Raw genomic sequence first — 15,673 nt, 5'->3', positions numbered from 1 at the left:
TCACGGCCACCGGGCCGCCGACCACCAAATTCGCCATTGTCGTGCGTTCTTGGGTGTACATCGCGGAAACCTCACCTGTTCTGGATGGGGAGAACAACGCGTTGGGGCGCCAGTTCAGCGGTCTGTCGCGCGGCATTACCGCGATTACCGCATGCTCAATCACCCTCGACTAAACGAGTCCGAAAACGATTGGTTGGCCGAATCACGCACCCTTACCCGCGTCAACAGGCGAGGTCAGGGCGCTCACAGAGGGGACTGCCCGAAAGTCACTGATCGGGTGATCGGCAGCGCTTCAACTTACTGCCCTGCCTGGCAAGTTGAGAACATCCACCGAACCGTGATCACCCGTTTGGGTGAATACAAAGAGGCACTCTAGCGAGTGATGGAGCCCGTGATAATTTCGATTGCCGGAACATGCACAGACGTCTGTTTCCGCTTCACCGAGCGCAGTTCTCCCAGATCAGTCGAGGACGGGGAATGCCTTCCAACGCGTACAACCTGGAACGGGCCAAGCGCCAACCGCTAACGAAGAAGAATCTGCGGGAACTCAATATCGAGCAGACCTGGAAGTCCATCCTGGACCACCCCAACCTGGTCTACGTCGACGACTACGGTGTGCAGCACAAACCCGTCGGGTTCTCCCTGAACAAGTCCAGCTTCGGCGATTTCCCCGGGTCCGCGTTCAAGCTGGGCTGGCTCGCCTACATGAACCTCGGGGAACCACTGATCGAGGAGCGGGGCAACATCGACCAGCCTCCGCCCGACACGTTCTCCACGCGCACCTACGCCAACCGCAGCCTGACGTCCGAGATGGACTTCACCGACTCGGTCGAGTTCACCGTGTCGAACGGGATCACGTGGACGCTCCAGGGAGAGACCCAGCTCACCTTCGGCGGCAGCGTCGGCGCGGAACTCCAGCTCCAGCTCCAAAACCAGCTCCAACTGGACCTCCAGGCACAGCTCCAAGCACAGGTCGGGACGGAGCTCCAGGCGCAGCTACAGAACGACCTGGAGAACAAGACCACGAACACCGTGACCAACGAGAACAGCAAGGACGACATCGGGACGGACACCGCGAACGGCGTCGAGACGGCCACGAAGAACTCGGCGACGAACTCGGCAACGAACTCCACGCAAGCCTCGGCGACAACCTCGGTGACGAACTCGGTGGCGTTCACGACCACGGGCAGCGCAACCGGCAAAGCGGAGCTCAACGCCCAGTTGATGCAGGGCATCATGGCCTCCGTCAGCGGCTCCCTGACCACCAGTTGGGCCTCGAAATCGGAGATCTCCGGCAAGGTCCCGGCGGGCACCCGGGTGAAGACCCTCGTCACGCAGCGGCGTACCCGCAAGCAGTTCGTCTACGAGATCCCGGTGACCTTCTCCGGGTTGCTCGCGGTGAAGTACGCCGTACCGGTTGCGGTGCTGGCTCCCCCGCAGTCCCGGAACTACCCGGGCCTCGACCACGTCGTCGCCCGCGACATCGGCGACATCGACCTGGGGGACGGCAACGGCTTCCGCATGAAGGGGTTGGCCGAGGTCGTCTCCGCCCTGGAGGCCAACCACACGATGTTCGACGGCGAGAGCCTGACCGGTAGCGACCGAGCATTGCACAAGGGGCCCTGACCGAGCGGGCGACACCGCCACGACGCCGCCACGACGACAACCAGGGGTAACGACCATGGTGTTCGACAACATCTTCGGCTTCGCAGGCAAGGGCGCGGGGCTGTTCTCAGTGACCACCGACGGAGCCAAGCCACAGCCGGGCGCGGGCGTCGACTTCGAGGACTCCGACGACGGCACCTACGACGACACGAGCGCGAGCCTGTTCACCAGCTCGATCCACGGGGCCAACTCCCGCGCGAGGGTTGTGCAGGAGCAGTCCCCCGAAGCACGGGCCATCCTGGGCTTCCTCGGCTCCTTCATCCAGACCACCCAGGCATCGGCCGGGGCACAGGCCCAGTACGCCCAGGATCCCAGCTCGGTGTCCAAGGCCGCGTCCGCCGGCATGCAGGAGTCGAGTACGACGGTGACGGAACACAGCGGCCTCCAGAAGGACGAGGACCTGGAGAACAAGCCGAAGAAGAGCGACTTCTCCAAGCCACCCAAGACGCCTGAGGCACCCGAGGCCAAGGAACCCAAGGCCCCCAAGGCGACCGCCGAGGACCCGTCCGGTTCCAGCAACAAGCGCTCGTAGCAAGCGGTCAGTGAACGTGAAGGGATGACGATGAGTACTGCCCAGGCAGCAGCCACAGGTGGCGAGGACTCCGCCCCTCCGATCAGCACGTGCGCGGGGAACGGGACTCCGGGGTTCAAAGGGGACAACGAGCCTGCCGTTTCGGCTCAGCTGAAAAACCCGTACGGGATCGCGGTGGACAGCACCGGCACCCTCTACTTCTCCGACTACGCCAACCACCGGGTCCGGAAGGTCACGACCGACGGGAGGATCAGCACGGTCGCGGGGAACGGGGCCGCAGGCAACCGGGGTGACAACGGTCCTGCCGCCTCGGCCCAACTGAACTGCCCTCGCGAGGTGGCGGTGGACAGCGCGGACGCCGTCTACGTCGCCGATTCCGGCAACCACCGGGTCCGGAAGATCACGGCCGATGGGAAGATCAGCACGGTCGCCGGCACAGGCGGGGGCTTCAGTGGTGACGGCGGCCCCGCCACCGCCGCCAAGCTGAACCTCCCGATGGGGGTGGCGGTGGACAGCACCGGCAACCTCTACGTCTCCGAGTACCACAACAACCGGGTCCGGAAGATCACAGCGGACGGGACGATCAGCACGGTCGTGGGGGACGGGACCCCCGGGTTCAAAGGCGACGGCGGCCAGGCAACCGCCGCCCAACTGAACCGCCCCCATGGAGTGGCGGTGGACGGCGCGGGCAACCTCTACGTTGCCGACGCCCAAAACCACCGGGTTCGTAGGGTCACGGCTGACGGGGAGATCAGCACAGTCGCAGGCACGGGCACCCCGGGCTTCAGCGGTGACGACGGCCCGGCGACCGCCGCCCAACTGAACGTCCCAGTGGGTGTGGTGGTGGACAGCACCGGCTGCCTCTCCATCTCCTGCTACAATAACCACCGGGTCCGGAAGGTCGCGGCGGATGGGAAGATCAGCACGGTCGCCGGCAACGGCACCGCCGGCTTCGGCGGTGACGACGGCCCGGCCGCTTCGGCCCAGCTGAACAGGCCGTTCGGACTCGCTGTGGACTGCGTCGACACCCTCTACATCGCCGACCACGCCAACAACCGGATTCGGAGGATCGCGTCGCCGAGGATGGCCGGACTGCCCGATGCGGGCACGGTGGCCTCCTGGGCCAACGTCCGCAGCAGGCTGCGGATGGCGGTCCAGCGTGAGTCCACCAAGGACGGGGCCGAGATCCACCAGTTGCTCGCCGTCCCCCGGGACCACCAACGGTGGCGGCTCGTCGTGGCCGGCCAGGACAACGGCGACGTTCTCTACACGATCGAGAACGTGCGCAGCGGCAAGGTCCTGGAGGTCGTCGGAGCGGGACAGGCGGACGGGGCGGCGGTCGCGCAACGCGCGTACGAGGGTGGCAGCGCGCACCACCAGCAGTGGAGGCTGATCCCGGTGGGTTCCGCGACCGACACCCCGCGGGTGTACGAGATCGCGAACCGGAGCAGCGGTCTGCTGCTGCGAGTCGACACCAACGCCCCTACGGCGATCAAGCAACACGGGGCGGAGGGCGACCACCGGGCCCGACAGTGGCAGTTGCTCCCGGTGTGACGCACGTGTGGTCAGGGGCGACCTCGCCCCTGACCACGTCAAAGAAGCTCTGCGAACGGGGCTTCACGGCGGAACACTTCCGGTTCCAACGGCACCTGCTGCATCGCGACACGGCGGCCGGTGTGGGCCAACACCGCAACGGGCACTCGCGGTTGAACGTGTGGCTGAAGTGGCTGTGGTTAAGCACAGCTCACGGAGTGGAAGCTCCCGCTCATCGCCCGGGCCGTAGCCCAGCGCCCCGACCGGCTACCGCCCGGCCTGGCCGTGCTGACCAGCGACATCTCCGCGGCCATGGTGTCGGCCGCGCTCGCCCACGGCCTGCCGGCCATACGTCAGGCGGCCGACGCCCTACTCCTGGCCGACAACAGCGTCGACGCGGTACTGCTGGCCTACGGCTCCCACCACATCGCGCTCGAAGACCGGCCACGCGCCGTCGCCGAGGCGGTCCGGGTGGTGCGGCCGGGCGGAAAGGTGATCCTGCACGACTTCGATCCCGCCAGCCCCATGGCGCTCTTCTTCCGCACCGTCGTCGACCCGCACGCCCCCGGTGGCCACGACTACCCGCACTACACCCGACGCCAGTTACAGGCCCTCTTCCGCTCCCAACCGGTCGTCCTGTCCCTGCACGACGTCTACGACCCGTTGGTCCTGCCGGGAACCTCTCCGGATCGGGCCAAGGCCGCCATGCTCTCCTACTTGGCCAACAGCTACGGGTTGGCTCCATACTTCGCCACGCTCGGCCCCACGGCAGGTTGGGACCTGCTCGCCACCGCCTTCGACCACACCTGTTTCTGCGCCGAGTTGGCGACGTGCCCCACAGCCGCGCCCCGGCCAGTCGTGCGTTCCAGCGGCAAGAGGTTCCTCGTCGAGGTTCCCCGAGTAGCGACCGTCGCCGTCGCGGAGAAGCGCGCCGCGTAGGCGTGCGGACTCCACGGGGCGAGGTACGCAGTGCCTCCCCTGCTACGTCAGCGCGGCCGGTACGGCACCCATGCGCCGGAGACAGGGAGTCCACGTGCACAACCGCCACCCCACTCTTCGCCCCGCCCGCATCGACGAGGCCGGGATCATCTCCACGATGTGGCACGAGGCGGCTGTCTGGTTGGGCTCCCGCGGAATCGATCAGTGGCAGTACCCGGCGAACGTCGACAGGATCTCCCGTGACATCGCGCGCGGAACCGCCCATGTGGCGCTCGACGGCTCCGTCACCTACCTGGGGACGATCGCCCTCGACGGGTTCGCCAACCTGAGTTCTGGTTGCCGGCCGATGCCCCTGACGACGCGCTGTATGTGCGCCGGCTGATCGCCCGCCCTGCCGTCAGAGGCATGTCCTTGGGGGCCGCGATGCTCGACTGGGCCTCCTTGGCAGCGGAACGTGCTGGCAAGTGCTGGCTCCGGGTCGATGTCTGGAAGAGCAATCCAACGCTCGGTCGTTACTACCCGTCCCAGGGGTTCGAGAAGGTCCGCACCGTTGACCTCCCGCACCGCTTCTCCGGTGCGCTCTCTCAACGGAGGGCCGGGGCAACCGCCGCCGGCGGAACCGTTCTGCGGTGAGTGCGCCGTCAGCCAACTGACCGCGTCGTGGCCGACTGTCGGGTGAATGACGGAGTAGCGCGCCGCGGGTTGGGCAAAGTAACGGCCGTCACTCCACTCGTACGAGAGGTCTCGGTATGACGATCAGTCACCGCACCATCGGCACCGGCGCACACAAGGTCCTGGTCCTGCACGACTGGTTCGGCACCAGCGCGGGCTGGGGAACATTCCTTGACCACCTGACCCCGGAGGAGTTCGGCTACGCCTTCCTCGACTACCGTGGGTACGGTGAACGGCGGTACGTGGAGGGCGAGTTCACGCTCGCCGAGATCACCTCGGACGCGCTGACGCTGGCCGACCAGTTGGGGTGGGAGACCTTCTCCGTGGTCGGCCATTCGATGGGTGGCAAGGCGGCGCAGCGGGTGCTGGTCGAGGCTCCGCGTCGGGTGCGCAAGCTGGTCGGGGTGGCGCCGGTTCCGGCGAGCCCGTATCCGTTGGAGGGGGACGCGTACGACCTCTTCCACGGCGCGGCGCAGAATCCGGCCAATCGGCGGGTGATCATCGACATGATCACCGGGCACCGGGCCAGCAACCGTTGGCTGGACGCCATGACCAACCGTTCGGTGACCCTCTCCCGGCCGGAGGCCGTCGCCGCCTACCTGACCGACTGGACCACCCAGGACTTCGCCGCCAAGGTGGCCGGCCACACCCTTCCGGTGAAGGTCTTCGTCGGCGAACATGATCTGGCCATCAACGCCGAGGCGATGCGGGCCACTTGGCTGAAGCACTACCCCCAGGCCGAATTGGAGGTCCTGGCAAACTCGGGCCACTACCCGATGCACGAACTCCCGGTGGCCTTCGCCACCGCCTTGGAGGCGTTCCTGCGCGCCTGACCGTCCGAGACGCGTTCGCGGGTACGGGTCCGCCCGCACCCGCTCAGATCCCCGGCGGCGGGTAGGGACTTCCGCGCTCTGGCCCGCACCCGTCGCCGGCACTCTCCCCCCGCCCCGCCCGTTGGGCTCCCGGCGTCCAACGTCAGGTCCACGAGGCGGGGCGGGGCGAGCAGGGTCCGCCGGGCAGTCGTCCGCACCCGATCTCCTCGGGCCCGGTCTCAGGAGTCCGTGGGAACGCCGTCCTCGATGTCCGAGATGAGCTTGGTGCTCAGGTCGCCCTGCACCGCCAGCCGAGTGTGCCCGGCGTCCGGGCCGGTGCCCCACGTGAGGGTAACCGTCACGAACAGGTGCCCGGCGCCGTGATCGTGATAGCGGACTTCCCATTTGGTGGGCACGTCTTGGGCGCGCAGGACGCCATCGGCGTGGTTGGCCTCTTCCCAGGCGGCCAACCGCTGTTGGAGGTCCTCCGTGAGGTAGTGGGCACGAAGGCGGTCGGACAGGTCGTCGGTGCCATCGGAGACGGCGTCGATGTAGGTGCCGTAGAAGTCGGCGACCCGGTCTACTGCGGAGTCCGGGCTTCCGCTGCGGATCGTGCCGTCCTGCACCGTGATCGACTCGCTGTCGGGCATGGGATTCCCCTTTGGAGCAACGCTGTTGGGCCCGCTCAGGAGCGGGCGACGGGACCTCCTCACTCTCCCCCGTCACATGCGGACGACGCGTCACAACCCCTCAATCACCCATTCGGGTGGCGGTCGATGCCGGTACCTCAGCCAACGCCTCTCAGATCGCCAACGGCGGGGAGGGCAACGTGTTCCCGACCCTTGCGCGGAGCGAGAGCTGAACAACTACCGTCGCAGGCCGCAGGCTCACCCCGGAACCCGTCGCGGTGGAGGCCGGCCCACCGGACCGGCCTCAGCCCCGCCATCCCTCAGAGAACTCGCCGGTCCCCTCAGGAACCCGACACCTCCGTCAGGAACTCGACCAGCGCCGCGTTCACCTCCGCGGGCCGTTCCTGCTGGGTCCAGTGGCCGCAGCCCGGGAGCACGAGCGGTGCGCGGCGCAGGTTGGGCATCAACTTCGGGAGGTTTGCGATGAGTTCGCTCGCGCCGGGGAACGCCGGGACCAGGTCGCGGTCGCCGTACATGTAGAGCGAGGGCGGGCTGACGACCGCGCCGTCCCAGGCGGCGGTCAGCTCCCAGTTGCGGTCCAGGTTGCGGTACCAGTTCAGGGCGCCGGTGAAGCCCTGGGCGTAGCTGGCGGTGACCTCGTCGAGGTCCTGCTCGGTGAGCCAGTCCGGGAGCGTCTCGGGGTTGGTCATGTCCGGGAGCCAGCCCCGTGACGGGTCGGAGACCAGGGCGGAGTCCGGGCGGCCTGCGTGGGGGCCGTCGCCCGAGGCGGAGTAGAAGAACGTGCGCAGGGTGGTGCGGGCGTCCGCGGCGAACTCGGCGTCGGCTACGCCGGGTTGGTTGAAGTAGTTCCAGTAGAACCGTCCGCCGAAGCGCTCCTGCATGGCCGCGAGCGGCGGGCGGTCCCCGCGGAAGGGCGGCGGTACGCTCAGGCCCGCCACCCCGCGCACGACGTCGGGACGGAGCAGCGCGGTGTGCCAGGCCACCGGTGCGCCCCAGTCGTGTCCGATGACGAACGCCTGCTGCTCGCCCAGGGCGTGGATCAGGCCGATCACGTCCCCGACGAGGTTGAGGATGTTGTACGCCTCGACGGCCTCCGGGTGGTCGCTGCGGCCGTATCCGCGCTGGTCGGGGGCGACCACTCGGAATCCGGCCGCGGCCAGCGGGCCGAACTGGTGGCGCCAGGAGTGCCAGGACTCGGGGAAGCCGTGCAGCAGCACGACGAGCGGGCCCTCCCCCTCCTCCGCGATGTGCAGCCGGATGCCGTTCACGTCGATCATGCGATGCTCAACCATGGGCGAACCCACTCCTATGCGATACGTGCGATACGGACGACACACGCGGTGCGCACGACAGTCGCACACGCGCTACGTGTGAGTGCCAACGCAGCTTTACCCCACGCCGTCGGGCGCGGAACAGCCGCCTACTGGCCGGACTGCGGCGCCGGCACGAGGCCGTCCGCGACCAGGCCGGCGAAGACCGCCTCACTCAGGGCCTGGACGGCGGACTGGGGGCGGACCATGACGGTGAACTCCTTGATCCGACCGGCGTCGTCGAAGTGCAGCAGATCGATGCCGTGGATCTCCTTGCCGGCCACCTTGGCGCGGAAGAGCAGTACGGCCGAGGGTGCTGACGTGCCGTCAGTGCTGGTCTCGGCGGTGCCCGTGTGGTCGCCGACGTAACGGAAGTCCTCGAAGGTGCGCAGCAGGACCCGGAAGAGGCCCAGAACCATCGGCTTGCCTTCGAAGGGGGTGAACTTCACCGGGCTGTAGAACCGGATGTCCTCCGTGAACAGGTCGTCCAGAGCGGCGAGTTCACGGCTGTCCACTGCGGCACGGAACCGCTCGGCGGCCACAACGGTCGACATGGCTTGCTCCCCTCATAATCATCAACATGATTACTCATGTCCATGACTATCATGAGTGAGGTATTCGATGACAGAGGCATAGAGGTGCAAAGGCACGGAGGAGGCGATCGGCTCGATGGCGCTACGGCACGCCGTGTTGGCGGCGCTGCTCGACGGGGAGTTGAGCGGGTACGAGTTGGCCAAGGCGTTCGACCTCGGTGTGGCGAACTTCTGGCACGCCCGACCGCAGCAGCTCTACGCCGAGTTGACCCGCCTGGAGAAGGACGGGCTGATCGCGGGCCGGGAGGTGGTCCAGGAGACGCGGCCGACCAAGCGCCTGTTCCAGGTCACCGATGCCGGGCTGGCGGAGTTGGAGAAGTTCACGGCCGCTGACACCAAACCCTCGTTGATCCGGGACGACTTGCTGGTGATGGTCCAGGCCGCCGACCACGTCGACGCCGAGTCCCTGGTGTCACAGCTCTCTGGGCGCGTTGCCTTCGCCCAGGCGAGGATCGACCTCTTCGGCAAGATGCTGCGCAAGATGCGTGGGGACCGGACCGAGGAGGAGTTCCTGCGCGAGGGCGAAGCCATCGGTCCGTACCTGACGTGTCTGCGCGGACTGGCCTTCGAGCAGGGCAACCACGACTGGTGCGAGCGCACCATCGCGGTCCTGCGGGAGCGGCAGCGGGCCCATGACCGGCGCTGACGCGGCGTACCACCGCTACGTGGCGCTGGGGGACAGTCAGACCGAGGGCCTGGGCGACGGCGACGACGCCACCGGCCTGCGCGGCTTCGCCGACCGTCTCGCCGAGCACCTGGCACGTACCAACTCCGGCCTTGGCTACGCCAATCTCGCGGTGCGAGGTCGGCTGGCCGCGCAGGTCCGCGCCGAACAACTCGCGCCCGCGCTGGCCCTCCGCCCGGACGTGGCCACCGTGGTCGCCGGTATCAACGACCTGCTCCGTCCCCGCTTCGACGCCGACGCCGTGGCCGGTCACCTGGAGGCGATGTTCGCCGCCCTCACGACCCAGGGCGCCCGGGTCGCCACCCTCACCTTTCCCGACCTCGCCCGCATCACCCCGCTGGCCCGCCCACTCGCCCCGCGCGTCACCGCCCTCAACCACCGCATCCGCGAGGCCGCCGGACGGCACGGCGTCACCGTCGCCGAAACCAGTCAGCACCCCGTCGTCACCGACCCGCGCCTGTGGAGCCCCGACCGCCTGCACGCCAGTCCGCTCGGTCACCAACGCATCGCCGCCGCCCTGGCCCACGCCCTCAACGTGCCTGGCGCCGACGACGCCTGGACCCATCCCCTCCCCCGGCCGACGACGCCGGCACCCACGGGGTGGCGCGCCACCACCGCCGAACTCCGTTGGGCCGCCGCCTTCCTCGGCCCCTGGCTCGCCCGCCGCCTACGCGGCCGCTCCTCCGGCGACGGTCACACGGCCAAGCGGCCACAACTCACCCCGGTGAGCGCCCCTCCGAGCCCTGAAGGTCCTCAATAGGTCCTCCATAGTTCTGGGGGTAGCGCACAGGGCGTGTCGAGAAAGCTAGGGCGCTTCTGACGGATCTCCGCGGCGTCGCGGCGTCTGGCACGCACGCTCGCGGCGTTGCCGAAATGTCCCCATAGCTCCGCTATGAAGACATCCCGGCGCCTTGCGATCGCACGCACCAGACGCCGCTCCTTCCTCCACGGAGATCCGTCAGAAGCGCCCTAGCCAGGCAAGGTCCCCGTATGCCCGATTCCCCCCTCAGGGGAGGTTCGGTATGATTTGCGGCTCGACTAGCAACCGCTCGACTGCTGGGCGCGGCCTGCGCCCAGTGCGTCGTCGCGTCGCGGGCCGTCTGGCTCGCACCTCCAGGATTCCTGTTCCATGCCTTCGCACCCGCACGCGCATCCCGAGCGCCAGCCCACGTCGCGGGCGGCACACCTGAGCATCCTCGCTCACCCCGACGACGACCTGTACTTCATGAATCCGGAGGTCTTGCAGGCGATCCGCTCCGGGGCGCCCACGACCAGCGTGTACCTCACCAACGGCGAGTCCGACGGACGCAATCCGCGTCCCTGGGAGTCGCGGGACAGCGCACGCAACGCCCACCTCAACAACGCACATTCGCACGCCTCGTGACAGACCGTCGGCCATTGCCTTTCTGAGTGCCGCCGCCCCAGCCACCGGGCCCCACCTAAGGACACCGACAGCATGACGAACACCCGTCGCAAGGCCCGCAGCCGCGGCGCACGAATACGCCGGGCGCTGGGCTGGACCGTCCTGGTCCTCGTGGTCGCCGCCGGTGGCCTGGGCTACTGGGGCTACCGGCACCTCGACAACAACCTCACCACCGTCGACATCAACCAGGCCCTGGGCAAGGAACGCCCCAAGGACGTGGACCGCGGCGCACGCAACATCCTCGTGCTCGGCTCGGACTCCCGCTCGGGCGCCAACGGAGACCTGGCGGGCGGCGACACGGGCGACACGGCCCGCTCCGACACCGCGATGGTCGTCCACCTCCCCCAGGGCCGCCGGAAGGCGACCGCGGTGAGCATCCCGCGCGACACCCTCGTCACCCGCCCCGAATGCACCACGGCGAAGGGCACCCCGCTGCCCGCCGCGCACCGCGTCATGTTCAACTCCGTCTACACCAGCGGCGGTCCGGCCTGCGTGGTCAAGACCGTCGAGGCGATGTCCGGCATCCGCATGGACCACTACGTCGAGTTGGACTTCGCCGGCTTCAAGGGCCTGGTGGACGCCGTGGGCGGGGTGCCCGTCACCATCGACCGGCCGATCCACGACAAGGAGAGCGGCCTGGACCTGTCGGCCGGCACGCACCGGCTGGACGGCACCCGCGCGTTGGCGTTCGTCCGCACCCGACACGGCATCGGAGACGGCAGCGACCTGGGCCGCATCGCCCTCCAACAGAAGTTCATCCTCGCCCTGCTGTCCGAGGTCAAGCGGCAGAACGTGCTCGGCAACCCCACCAAGCTCTACCAGACGGCCAACGCCGCGACCAAGGCCCTCACCACCGACTCCGAACTGGGCTCGCTCCCCAAGCTGGCCGCATTCGCCAAGTCCCTCAACGACCTGGACCCCTCGTCCATGGACACCCTGATGCTGCCGGTCAACTACGACGCGATCGACCCGAACCGCGTGATCGCCGCAGAGCCCCAGGCCCGCGAGCTGTGGAACGCCCTCCGTGAGGACCGCCCCGTCCCGGCCGACTCCAAGAAGTCACCGGCACACGGAGGCTGAGCGCCCCGGGGGCGTCCTCCCCACTACTCCTCGCCGCCCCTCGCATACAGTGCGGTGACGCGGGTCTCGTGATGTCGGTGGGATCCACGCTCACGCTGCCGTTCTCCAGGGGGATGAGGATGTCGATGGAACTTGCCCAAGTCCGGCTGCTCGTCGCGGACTTCCGCGGCTGCTACCGCTTCTACCGGGACGTCCTGGGACTCAAGCCGCAGTTCGATGCGGAGGACGGCCCGTACGCGAAGTTCACCCCCGACGGCGGCTCCGCCGGCATCGCCCTACAGGAACGCCGGCACATGGCCCAGGTCCTGGCCGAACTCGCCGACGAGCCGACCGGCTACCGCTCCCTGGTCGTCCTGCGGGTCGACGACATCGACCGCTACTGCGACGAGATCACCGCGCGAGGAGCCGAACTGGCCCACGGCCCGGCGCCCATGACGGACCGCATGCGCGTCGCCCACCTCAAGGACCCGGAGGGGAACCTCGTGGAACTGCAGGAGTGGCTCGTTCCACGCGAGTGACGGTTTGTGGCCGAGACGTAGGCCATGTCGTGGCCGCAAGGGCCGGTCTTCGCCGATGTCGGACGCATGAGCGCCGTGCTGTTTCCCCTCCCCCGGTCCAGGCATACCATCACCAGATGACTCGACGTGGGCTGGTACTCGGCGGCGGCGGTGTGGCAGGAGTGGCTTGGCAGACTGGGCTGTTGGCCGGGCTGCTCGAAGGGGGCGCGAACGTCCTCGACGCGGACTTGGTCGTCGGTACCTCTGCCGGTTCGACGGTGGCCGCGCAGATCACCAGCGGGACTCCGCTCGCCGAACTGCTCGACCGCCAGGTTGACCCGGCTCTGCAGAGCCCCGAGATGTCGCCCGTCCTCGATGCCGATGACCGGATGGTGCTGTGGCTCGACGCGATGGACGGGGCCGCGGGCCCCGTCGACCTGCGGCGTCGGCTCGGAGCCATGGCGCTGGCTGCTTCGACCGTCGCGGCGGACAAGCGTCGTGCCGTGATCGAGGCCCGGCTGCCCTCGCACCGTTGGCCGGGGGCGGACCTCAAGGTCGTGGCCGTGGACGCGGAGACCGGCGTGGAGCGGGTGTTTGACTCCGCTTCGGGTGTGGACCTCGTGGATGCGGTGGCGGCGAGTTGTGCGGTGCCTGGTGCCTGGCCACCGGTCGCCATCGATGGGCGCCGCTACATCGACGGTGGTACTCGCACGACGGAGAACGCCGACCTCGCTGCGGGATGCGACCGGGTCCTGGTGCTCCAGGTCATGTCGATTCCCGGTAACGTCGACCTCGCCGGGCAAGTGGCCGGTTTGCGTGAACAAGGGGCCAGGGTCGAGGTGATTCGCCCGGACGACGACGCCGCGTCGGCGATCGGTCCGGACCTGCTCGACCCCGCTGTGCGGGAATCGGCGGCGCGCGCCGGCCGCGAGCAAGGGCTGCGAGCGGCGTCGGCGACGGGCGCGTTCTGGCGCTAGCCGGGGTTTCTCTGTTGATGCAAGCAGGTGCCTCTCATGCCTCGGCGCGTGCCAACAGGGTGCCTCCCTGCTCCCCCTCCGGCGGCGCGATGATGTCCGCCGCGACGTTCGAGAAGCCGGACGACGCCAAGAGGTCCGCCCACTCATCGGCCGAGTAGTCCCACCGCGAAACCGCTCGTGCCCCTCGGAGTGATTCCCCTGGTCGCTGACCAGCCTTGGGCGGTGTGTGCGAGAACGCGAACACCCCACCAGTGGACAGGCTTTGCCGCACCAGCGGCAGGAGTGTCGTCGGGGCGGTGAACCACACGGGACCGAAGATCGACAGCACCACGTCGAAGCTGTCGGGGGGATCGGTCAGGAACTCTGCTGCCTCCACCGTATGGAAGGTGAGGTTGGGAAGGTCCCCCCACCGTGCCTCCGCCTTGACTCGTTGACGCGGTGCGATGTCGACACCGACGCACTCGGCTCCGAGCGTCGCCAGGTGGGCAAGGTTGCAGCCGGCACCGCTCCCCAGTTCCCGCACCCGGCGTCCGCGCAGTGGGCCGAGTAGGGACTCGTCGGGGCCGTGGTCGGCGTACTGGGTCCAGTTCAGCCATGTACGGGCCCCGGCGGCGTTCATCGCTCTTCTGGGCCTGCGGCCTGACGCGTACCGTTCCCAGGCTGCGGTGACTGCTTCCATGGCGTCCTCTCTCGTGCGAGATGGCTCCCCCAGAGTGCAGAGGGAGCCACCGAGTATCGCGCGACGTGCTACGTGCTGACGGGGCTATCGCTGCATCCCGCGTGGCACTGGGAACAGGCCGATCCGGTGGCGTTCCACAGTTCGTGGTCGATGGCGAAGCCAGCGGCCTTGATGACTCGCCACCGTGACGTGGTGGGCGGCCCGTGGTGTGTGGCGTGCGCGGTGGGGCCACTTTGCGTAGGACGTATGCGCCAGCGAGTGCGGAGCGAGGGACTTGGCTGTTCGCTGCCGCGACGGTGTGAAGCGAACGACCTGGCCATCTCATTGGAGTTGCACGTTCGCCGGTTGGTCGGTGCCTGTTGGGGGCAGGGTGCGTGGGCTGTGGGCGGTCGTCGGCCACCAACGCACCTGTTTTTCGCCGCACATGGGCGGAACTATATGGTCCACTTGGATTCTGGATGTTTTCGTTGCGGCTTGATCTTTACTCTTGGATTCCCCGTGAGCTTTTTCTGCGCCGGCCGAAATTTGCTGCCCTGGGGCCCACTTCGGTGCTTTGCAAACGATGCCGGCACATCTTGACAAGCATGTGCCATGGTCATTAATAATCAATGTTCGGACCCGGATGATCCACCTGTCGGCCCGTGGTCGACTGATGCGAGTGCGCCAGAGTTCGCCGTACTGACCACGACCTTGTTGTGCGACAGAAGCGAGGAACGCCGGTGGAATCGTGGTTCGAGATGGCCCGTGACGTGCCGTCGGGCTGGCCCCGTACCTACTGCTTTGCACATGCCGGTGGCAGGGCGCAGGCATTCGTCGAATGGCAGGACGCGCTGGCCGGAGTGACCGCACTGGTCGCGGTCAGCCCGCCCGAGCGCACCGGCATCGACGCCATAAGTGACCAGGTCGCCGAGGTGATCGCCGCGCAACGCGCCGGGCCGTTCCTGTTGTTCGGGCACAGCCTCGGGGCGTTGATGGCCTTCGAGGTGGCCCGCAGGCTCGGCGACCGGCCCGCGCATCTGATCGCTTCCGGCTGCGTCGCGCCGAGTCTGCATCCGACGCCGCGCATGGTCGAGGTGGCGGGGCTCAGTGGACAGAGCCTTACCGACGCGCTCGCCATCTACGGCGGGCTGCGGCCGGAGCTTCTGGCCGATCCGGAACTCCAGGAATTCATACTCCCCGACATCCGGGCCGATTTCGAGATGGTCGCGAGGTATCGGTATCGCCGAGCCGCCACGCTGCATTGCGGTGTCTCGCTCGTCAACGGCACGGACGACCCGCTGGTTGGCCGCGATGATCTGGTGGACTGGTCGAGAGAGTGCACCGGCGAGCCCGAGGTGCACTGGGCCGCGGGCGGGCACTTCTTTTTCGAGAGCCATCCTGAAACGGTCACCGAGGTAATCCGTCGGGCGGCGGAGGCGTTGCCGGTGGAGCTGATCTAGCTTCCGGCAGCGAGCCAGAGAGGGAAGCATGACCGATCAAAGCGCTAGAGCCGTCGTGCGCTTCGAACCGCACCGGTTGACCACCTTCCGCGTACCGAATCCGCGTTCCAAACCCCACACCCTGCTGAGTGGCGGGTCATGACCCCTCACCCCACTGAGCGGGGCACCACTCCCCCCGTCTGTCTCA

17 protein-coding genes are annotated in these 15,673 nt (G+C 68.1%); 13 read left to right on the top strand and 4 right to left on the bottom strand.

Annotated features, from left to right (window positions below):
* Positions 1–477: 477 nt before the first annotated feature.
* From ACIQU6_RS05460 to ACIQU6_RS05435, 6 genes are all read left to right on the top strand, one after another.
* On the top strand, positions 478–1,626 hold the full coding sequence (locus tag ACIQU6_RS05460) for a hypothetical protein (protein ID WP_403480312.1): 1,149 nt from the start codon (positions 478–480) through the stop codon (positions 1,624–1,626).
* A 55-nt stretch (positions 1,627–1,681) separates the two neighbouring features.
* Positions 1,682–2,197: a hypothetical protein gene (locus tag ACIQU6_RS05455; RefSeq protein ID WP_403480311.1), complete on the top strand. Its 516-nt coding sequence runs from the start codon at positions 1,682–1,684 to the stop codon at positions 2,195–2,197.
* Positions 2,198–2,227: 30 nt separating this feature from the next.
* Positions 2,228–3,751 (top strand): RICIN domain-containing protein, encoded by a 1,524-nt coding sequence (locus ACIQU6_RS05450; RefSeq protein WP_403480319.1) that lies wholly within the window; start codon positions 2,228–2,230, stop codon positions 3,749–3,751.
* 264 nt (positions 3,752–4,015) lie between these two features.
* Positions 4,016–4,669, top strand: coding sequence for a class I SAM-dependent methyltransferase (locus tag ACIQU6_RS05445; protein WP_403480310.1), 654 nt, complete (start codon positions 4,016–4,018; stop codon positions 4,667–4,669).
* Between the two features lie 94 nt (positions 4,670–4,763).
* Complete coding sequence (locus ACIQU6_RS05440; RefSeq protein ID WP_403480309.1) at positions 4,764–5,051, top strand: hypothetical protein; 288 nt, start codon at positions 4,764–4,766, stop codon at positions 5,049–5,051.
* Between the two features lie 367 nt (positions 5,052–5,418).
* Entirely contained in the window at positions 5,419–6,174 is a 756-nt protein-coding gene (locus ACIQU6_RS05435) for an alpha/beta fold hydrolase (RefSeq protein WP_403480308.1), read from the top strand.
* A gap of 218 nt (positions 6,175–6,392) precedes the next feature.
* Here the strand turns inward: ACIQU6_RS05435 and ACIQU6_RS05430 are convergent, their stop codons facing one another.
* From ACIQU6_RS05430 to ACIQU6_RS05420, 3 genes are all read right to left on the bottom strand, one after another.
* Positions 6,393–6,803 (bottom strand): hypothetical protein, encoded by a 411-nt coding sequence (locus ACIQU6_RS05430; RefSeq protein WP_403480307.1) that lies wholly within the window; start codon positions 6,801–6,803, stop codon positions 6,393–6,395.
* A gap of 320 nt (positions 6,804–7,123) precedes the next feature.
* Complete coding sequence (locus ACIQU6_RS05425) at positions 7,124–8,095, bottom strand: alpha/beta fold hydrolase (protein ID WP_403480306.1); 972 nt, start codon at positions 8,093–8,095, stop codon at positions 7,124–7,126.
* Positions 8,096–8,223: 128 nt separating this feature from the next.
* Positions 8,224–8,667, bottom strand: a complete 444-nt coding sequence (locus tag ACIQU6_RS05420) for a nuclear transport factor 2 family protein (RefSeq protein WP_403480305.1) — start codon at positions 8,665–8,667, stop codon at positions 8,224–8,226.
* Positions 8,668–8,782: 115 nt separating this feature from the next.
* Here ACIQU6_RS05420 and ACIQU6_RS05415 point away from each other — a divergent pair, with 115 nt between their 5' ends.
* The 6 genes from ACIQU6_RS05415 to ACIQU6_RS05390 all read left to right on the top strand — a co-directional run bounded on the left by ACIQU6_RS05415 (position 8,783) and on the right by ACIQU6_RS05390 (position 13,368).
* Positions 8,783–9,352 carry a PadR family transcriptional regulator gene (locus ACIQU6_RS05415; protein ID WP_403480304.1) on the top strand — a complete coding sequence of 190 codons (570 nt, stop codon included), beginning with the start codon at positions 8,783–8,785 and terminating at the stop codon, positions 9,350–9,352.
* The gene (locus tag ACIQU6_RS05410; protein ID WP_403480303.1) at positions 9,339–10,151 is read left to right on the top strand and encodes an SGNH/GDSL hydrolase family protein; all 813 of its coding nucleotides are present in this window, start codon (positions 9,339–9,341) and stop codon (positions 10,149–10,151) included. Before ACIQU6_RS05415 ends, ACIQU6_RS05410 begins: the two co-directional genes overlap by 14 nt.
* A gap of 369 nt (positions 10,152–10,520) precedes the next feature.
* Complete coding sequence (locus ACIQU6_RS05405) at positions 10,521–10,775, top strand: PIG-L family deacetylase (RefSeq protein WP_403480302.1); 255 nt, start codon at positions 10,521–10,523, stop codon at positions 10,773–10,775.
* Between the two features lie 72 nt (positions 10,776–10,847).
* Entirely contained in the window at positions 10,848–11,894 is a 1,047-nt protein-coding gene (locus ACIQU6_RS05400; protein ID WP_403480301.1) for an LCP family protein, read from the top strand.
* A gap of 125 nt (positions 11,895–12,019) precedes the next feature.
* Positions 12,020–12,412, top strand: coding sequence for a VOC family protein (locus ACIQU6_RS05395; RefSeq protein WP_403480318.1), 393 nt, complete (start codon positions 12,020–12,022; stop codon positions 12,410–12,412).
* A 116-nt stretch (positions 12,413–12,528) separates the two neighbouring features.
* A complete protein-coding gene (locus ACIQU6_RS05390) occupies positions 12,529–13,368 on the top strand; it encodes a patatin-like phospholipase family protein (RefSeq protein WP_403480300.1) in 840 nt (279 codons plus the stop codon).
* Positions 13,369–13,402: 34 nt separating this feature from the next.
* Here ACIQU6_RS05390 and ACIQU6_RS05385 read toward each other — a convergent pair whose 3' ends face one another.
* Positions 13,403–13,987, bottom strand: a complete 585-nt coding sequence (locus ACIQU6_RS05385; RefSeq protein WP_403480299.1) for a class I SAM-dependent methyltransferase — start codon at positions 13,985–13,987, stop codon at positions 13,403–13,405.
* 779 nt (positions 13,988–14,766) lie between these two features.
* Between ACIQU6_RS05385 and ACIQU6_RS05380 the strand changes: the two genes are divergently transcribed.
* Positions 14,767–15,486 carry a thioesterase II family protein gene (locus tag ACIQU6_RS05380; RefSeq protein ID WP_403480298.1) on the top strand — a complete coding sequence of 240 codons (720 nt, stop codon included), beginning with the start codon at positions 14,767–14,769 and terminating at the stop codon, positions 15,484–15,486.
* Positions 15,487–15,673: the final 187 nt, after the last annotated feature.

The organism is Streptomyces sp. NPDC090442 (genome assembly GCF_044769405.1).
In the GTDB taxonomy this organism is placed as follows: domain Bacteria; phylum Actinomycetota; class Actinomycetes; order Streptomycetales; family Streptomycetaceae; genus Streptomyces.
The sequence above is the reverse complement of the archived record's forward strand: the minus strand, read 5'-3'. Positions and strand labels throughout refer to the sequence as shown.

Excerpts from the sequence above, each read along its gene's own strand:
- ACIQU6_RS05455 (WP_403480311.1), top strand. The coding sequence starts at position 1,682 with ATGGTGTTCGACAACATCTTCGGCTTCGCAGGCAAGGGCGCGGGGCTG.
- ACIQU6_RS05460 (WP_403480312.1), top strand. The coding sequence starts at position 478 with ATGCCTTCCAACGCGTACAACCTGGAACGGGCCAAGCGCCAACCGCTA.
- ACIQU6_RS05385 (WP_403480299.1), bottom strand. The coding sequence starts at position 13,987 with ATGAACGCCGCCGGGGCCCGTACATGGCTGAACTGGACCCAGTACGCC.
- ACIQU6_RS05405 (WP_403480302.1), top strand. The coding sequence starts at position 10,521 with ATGCCTTCGCACCCGCACGCGCATCCCGAGCGCCAGCCCACGTCGCGG.
- ACIQU6_RS05400 (WP_403480301.1), top strand. The coding sequence starts at position 10,848 with ATGACGAACACCCGTCGCAAGGCCCGCAGCCGCGGCGCACGAATACGC.
- ACIQU6_RS05415 (WP_403480304.1), top strand. The coding sequence starts at position 8,783 with ATGGCGCTACGGCACGCCGTGTTGGCGGCGCTGCTCGACGGGGAGTTG.
- ACIQU6_RS05410 (WP_403480303.1), top strand. The coding sequence starts at position 9,339 with ATGACCGGCGCTGACGCGGCGTACCACCGCTACGTGGCGCTGGGGGAC.
- ACIQU6_RS05390 (WP_403480300.1), top strand. The coding sequence starts at position 12,529 with ATGACTCGACGTGGGCTGGTACTCGGCGGCGGCGGTGTGGCAGGAGTG.
- ACIQU6_RS05435 (WP_403480308.1), top strand. The coding sequence starts at position 5,419 with ATGACGATCAGTCACCGCACCATCGGCACCGGCGCACACAAGGTCCTG.
- ACIQU6_RS05395 (WP_403480318.1), top strand. The coding sequence starts at position 12,020 with ATGGAACTTGCCCAAGTCCGGCTGCTCGTCGCGGACTTCCGCGGCTGC.
- ACIQU6_RS05450 (WP_403480319.1), top strand. The coding sequence starts at position 2,228 with ATGAGTACTGCCCAGGCAGCAGCCACAGGTGGCGAGGACTCCGCCCCT.
- ACIQU6_RS05425 (WP_403480306.1), bottom strand. The coding sequence starts at position 8,095 with ATGGTTGAGCATCGCATGATCGACGTGAACGGCATCCGGCTGCACATC.
- ACIQU6_RS05420 (WP_403480305.1), bottom strand. The coding sequence starts at position 8,667 with ATGTCGACCGTTGTGGCCGCCGAGCGGTTCCGTGCCGCAGTGGACAGC.
- ACIQU6_RS05430 (WP_403480307.1), bottom strand. The coding sequence starts at position 6,803 with ATGCCCGACAGCGAGTCGATCACGGTGCAGGACGGCACGATCCGCAGC.